This window comes from Rubrimonas sp. (genome assembly GCF_036788415.1).
Taxonomy (GTDB): domain Bacteria; phylum Pseudomonadota; class Alphaproteobacteria; order Rhodobacterales; family Rhodobacteraceae; genus Rubrimonas.
Genome location: NZ_DAIQNN010000162.1, coordinates 1 through 4371 on the forward strand (window position 1 = coordinate 1; position 4371 = coordinate 4371).

General features: G+C 64.4%; 5 protein-coding genes and 1 pseudogene. All 6 read left to right on the forward strand.

Annotated features, from left to right (window positions below; genetic code table 11):
* Window positions 1-131: pseudogene (locus V7Q31_RS17630) on the forward strand (NADH-quinone oxidoreductase subunit H); the annotation flags it as partial.
* Between the two features lies 1 nt (window position 132).
* A complete protein-coding gene (nuoI, locus tag V7Q31_RS17635; RefSeq protein WP_333835161.1) occupies window positions 133-624 on the forward strand; it encodes an NADH-quinone oxidoreductase subunit NuoI in 492 nt (163 codons plus the stop codon).
* 89 nt (window positions 625-713) lie between these two features.
* On the forward strand, window positions 714-1328 hold the full coding sequence (locus tag V7Q31_RS17640; protein ID WP_333835162.1) for an NADH-quinone oxidoreductase subunit J: 615 nt from the start codon (window positions 714-716) through the stop codon (window positions 1326-1328).
* 31 nt (window positions 1329-1359) lie between these two features.
* The gene (gene nuoK, locus V7Q31_RS17645) at window positions 1360-1668 is read left to right on the forward strand and encodes an NADH-quinone oxidoreductase subunit NuoK (RefSeq protein ID WP_333835163.1); all 309 of its coding nucleotides are present in this window, start codon (window positions 1360-1362) and stop codon (window positions 1666-1668) included.
* Between the two features lie 4 nt (window positions 1669-1672).
* Complete coding sequence (gene nuoL, locus V7Q31_RS17650; protein WP_333835164.1) at window positions 1673-3631, forward strand: NADH-quinone oxidoreductase subunit L; 1959 nt, start codon at window positions 1673-1675, stop codon at window positions 3629-3631.
* Between the two features lie 4 nt (window positions 3632-3635).
* Window positions 3636-4371 (forward strand): NADH-quinone oxidoreductase subunit M (locus V7Q31_RS17655; protein WP_333835165.1); only part of this gene is annotated, 736 nt, incomplete at its 3' end.

Here is a 4371-nt window from a genome sequence, read left to right on the forward strand (position 1 = left end):
ATCGCTACGATCAGCTGATGCGGCTGGGCTGGAAGGTGTTCCTGCCGATGTCGCTCGGCTGGGTCGTGATCGCGGCGACGCTGGCGCAATTCGACGTTCCGGGCTACGCCCGCTGGGCGACAGGAGGCTGAGATGGGCATTCCGTTCGACAAGGCGGCGCGATACTTCCTGCTGAGCGACTTCGTCGCGGGCTTCAAGGTGGGCATGAAGTATTTCTTCAAGCCCAAGGTCACGATCAACTATCCGTTCGAGAAAGGGCCGCTCTCGCCCCGCTTCCGCGGCGAGCACGCGCTGCGCCGCTACGCCAATGGCGAGGAGCGCTGCATCGCGTGCAAGCTCTGCGAGGCGATCTGCCCGGCGCAGGCGATCACCATCGAAGCCGAGCCGCGCGAGGACGGCAGCCGCCGCACCACGCGCTACGACATCGACATGACGAAATGCATCTATTGCGGCTTCTGCCAGGAAGCCTGCCCGGTGGACGCCATCGTCGAGGGGCCGAATTTCGAATTCGCCACCGAGACGCGAGAAGAACTCTTCTACAACAAGGAGAAACTTCTCGACAACGGCGACCGCTGGGAGCGCGAGATCGCGCGCAATCTCGAAATCGACGCGCCCTATCGCTGAGGCGCGGTCAGAACAACAACCGCGTCTCGCGCGGACGACGACAGGGAAGACGCGCGCAGCGCGCGCGCCGAGGGGAGCGCAGACCGATCATGGCCCTGACCGCCATCGCTTTCTACAGCTTTTCCGCGGTGCTGGTCGCCTCGGGCCTGCTGATGGTGCTCGCCCGCAACCCGGTGCATTCGGTGCTGTGGCTGATCCTCGCCTTCTTCTCGGCGGCGGGGCTGTTCGTGCTGGCGGGCGCCGAATTCGTCGCGATGCTGCTGATCATCGTCTATGTCGGCGCGGTGATGGTGCTGTTCCTGTTCGTCGTGATGATGCTCGACGTCGATTTCGCGGCGCTGCGCAGCGGCTTCGCCGAGTATCTCCCGCTCGGCGGGCTGGTCGTCGTCATCCTGCTGGCGGAGCTGGTGCTCGCCGTCGGCGCCTGGAGCATCGGCGAACCTGCCATGGCCGAGCGCGCCGCCATCGCGCCGATGCCGCAGGACGTGTCCAACACCGTGGCGCTCGGCAAGCTGATCTACGGGCAATACGTCTATCTGTTTCAGATCGCAGGGCTGATCCTTCTGGTGGCGATGATCGGCGCCATCGTGCTGACGCTGCGCAAGCGCGAGGGCGTCAAGAAGCAGGACGTGCTCGCCCAGATGTACCGCACGCGCGCGCAATCGGTCGAGTTGCGCGACGTGAAGCCCGGGCAGGGCGCCTGAACCGAAAATAAGAACGAGGGAGACGGGGCGGATGGAGATCGGGCTCGGCCACTATCTTACAGTCGCGGCGATGCTGTTCGTCATCGGCATCTTCGGGATTTTCCTGAACCGCAAGAACGTCATCATCATCCTGATGTCCGTCGAGCTGATGCTTCTGGCGGTCAACATCAATCTCGTCGCCTTCTCGGCGCATCTGGGCGATCTGGTGGGGCAGGTCTTCACCCTGTTCATCCTGACGGTGGCGGCGGCGGAGGCCGCCATCGGGCTCGCGATCCTCGTCTGCTTCTTCCGCAACAGCGGCTCGATCGACGTGGCCGACATCAACACGATGAAGGGGTGAGCCGGTGTATTCGCTGATCCTGTTCGGCCCGCTGATCGCCTCGATCGTCGTCGGCTTCTTCGGCCGGCAACTCGGCGACCGGGTCGCGATGCTGACGACGACCGTCATTGTCGGGCTGTCCTGCCTTCTGAGCTGGATCGTCTTCCTGACGATGGACCATTCGGCGGTCGAGGTCGTCACGCTCTGGCGCTGGATCGACAGCGGCAGCTTGAGCGCCGACTGGGCGATCCGCATCGACACGCTGTCGGCGGTGATGCTGGTCGTGGTGACTTCGGTCTCGGCGCTCGTGCATGTCTATTCGATGGGCTACATGGAGGAGGATCCGGCCAAGCCGCGCTTCTTCGCCTATCTGTCCTTCTTCACCTTCGCCATGCTGATGCTGGTGACGGCGGACAATCTCGCGCAGATGTTCTTCGGCTGGGAGGGCGTCGGCCTCGCCTCCTATCTCCTCATCGGCTATTACCGCCACAAGGACAGCGCCAATGCGGCGGCGATGAAGGCGTTCATCGTCAACCGCGTCGGCGATTTCGGCTATGCTCTGGGGATTTTCGGCCTGTTCTACATGGTCGACTCGATCCGGCTCGACGACGTCTTCGCCGCGGCGCCGATGCTGGCGGAGTCGAGCTTCCGCTTCCTCGGCATGGAAGTGAACGCGGCCGAGACGCTGGCGATCCTGCTCTTCATCGGCGCGATGGGGAAATCGGCGCAGCTGTTCCTGCACACCTGGCTGCCCGACGCGATGGAGGGGCCGACGCCCGTCTCGGCGCTGATCCATGCGGCGACGATGGTGACGGCCGGCGTGTTCCTCGTCTGCCGGATGTCGCCGATCTTCGAAGTCGCGCCGACGGCGCTGTGGATCGTCACCATCGTCGGCGCCTCGACCGCCTTCTTCGCTGCGACGGTGGGGCTGGTGCAGAACGACATCAAGCGGGTGATCGCCTATTCGACCTGCTCGCAGCTCGGCTACATGTTCGCCGCCGCCGGCGTCGGCGCCTATCAGGCGGCGATGTTCCATCTGTTCACCCACGCCTTCTTCAAGGCGCTGCTGTTTCTCGCCGCGGGCTCGGTGATCCATGCGATGCATCACGAGCAGGACATGCGGCGCATGGGCGGGCTGAAGGACAAGATCCCGCTCACCTACAAGATGATGCTGATCGGCACGCTGGCGATCACCGGCGTCGGCGTGCCCTTCCTCTACGTGATGGACACGCCGATCGGCTTTGCGGGGTTCATCTCGAAGGACGTGATCATCGAGAGCGCCTTCGCCTCGCCGGCGGCCGGCGCCGGCTACGCCTTCTGGCTGCTGCTGGTCGCCGCCGCCTTCACCTCGTTCTACTCGTGGCGGCTGATCTTCATGACGTTCCACGGCCCCGAGAAGGGCGATCATCACGCGCATGCCCATGCGCATGAGAGCCCGCTGGTGATGACCGTCCCGCTGATCATCCTCGGCGTGGGCGCGGCGCTGGCGGGAATGGAGTTCTACGGCGATTTCGTCGGCCATCACGAGGCGCAGTTCTGGGCCTCGACGATCTTCACTGCCGAGACCAACACCGTCCTATATGACAGCCATTACGTGCCGGCGCTGGTGAAGCTCGCGCCCTTCCTCGCCATGCTCGGCGGGCTGGGCGTGGCCTACTGGTTCTACATCCGCGAGCCGGAGCTGCCGGCGGCGCTGGCGCAGCGGCACGGGCCTCTCTACCGCTTCCTGCTCAACAAGTGGTATTTCGACGAGCTTTACGAGGCGATCTTCGTCAATCCCGCCAAGTGGCTGGGGCGCTTCCTGTGGAAGCGGGGCGACGGGGCGACCATCGACGGCGCGATCAACGGGCTGGCGATGGGGGTCGTGCCCTGGGTGACGCGGCTCGCGGGGCGGGCGCAGTCTGGCTATCTGTTCCACTACGCCTTCGCGATGCTGCTCGGGCTGTCGCTGCTGATCACCTGGTACGCGGTCAAGGGAGCCTGAGGCGATGCCGATCATCACCATCGTCACTTTCCTGCCGCTGATCGGGGCGCTGATCATCCTGTTCGGCGTCAAGGGCGACACGCCGCAGGCGCGCGAGAACGCGCGCTGGGCCGCGATGTGGGCGGTCTCGGCGACCTTCCTGATTTCGCTGTTCCTGCTGTTCGGCTTCGACCCCTCGAACACCGATTTCCAGTTCGTCGAGGAACATTCCTGGCTCGGCGCCTTGCGCTACAAGGTGGGCGTGGACGGCGTCTCGATCCTGTTCGTGATGCTCACGACCTTCATCATGCCGCTCGCGATCTACGCCTCCTGGGGCGTGAACACGCGCGTGCAGGAGTACATGGCGGCGTTTCTCGTGCTCGAGACGCTGATGATCGGCGTGTTCGTCGCGCTCGACGTCATCCTGTTCTACCTGTTCTTCGAGGGCGGGCTGATCCCGATGTTCCTGATCATCGGGATCTGGGGCGGGAAGGACAGGATCTACGCCTCCTTCAAGTTCTTCCTCTACACGCTGCTCGGCTCGCTGCTGATGCTGATCGCCATGATCGCGATGGTGCAGGATGCGGGAACCACCGACATCGCGGAATTGCTGCGGCACGATTTTTCCGCCGCGCCGATGACGCTGCTCGGCTTCGAGATCGCGGGCGGGTTCCAGACGCTGCTGTGGCTGGCCTTCTTCGCCTCTTTCGCGGTGAAGATGCCGATGTGGCCGGTGCACACCTGGCTGCCGGACGCGCATG

Coding starts and splice junctions, on each gene's coding strand:
- nuoI (WP_333835161.1), top strand. CDS start 133: ATGGGCATTCCGTTCGACAAGGCGGCGCGATACTTCCTGCTGAGCGAC.
- V7Q31_RS17640 (WP_333835162.1), top strand. CDS start 714: ATGGCCCTGACCGCCATCGCTTTCTACAGCTTTTCCGCGGTGCTGGTC.
- nuoK (WP_333835163.1), top strand. CDS start 1,360: ATGGAGATCGGGCTCGGCCACTATCTTACAGTCGCGGCGATGCTGTTC.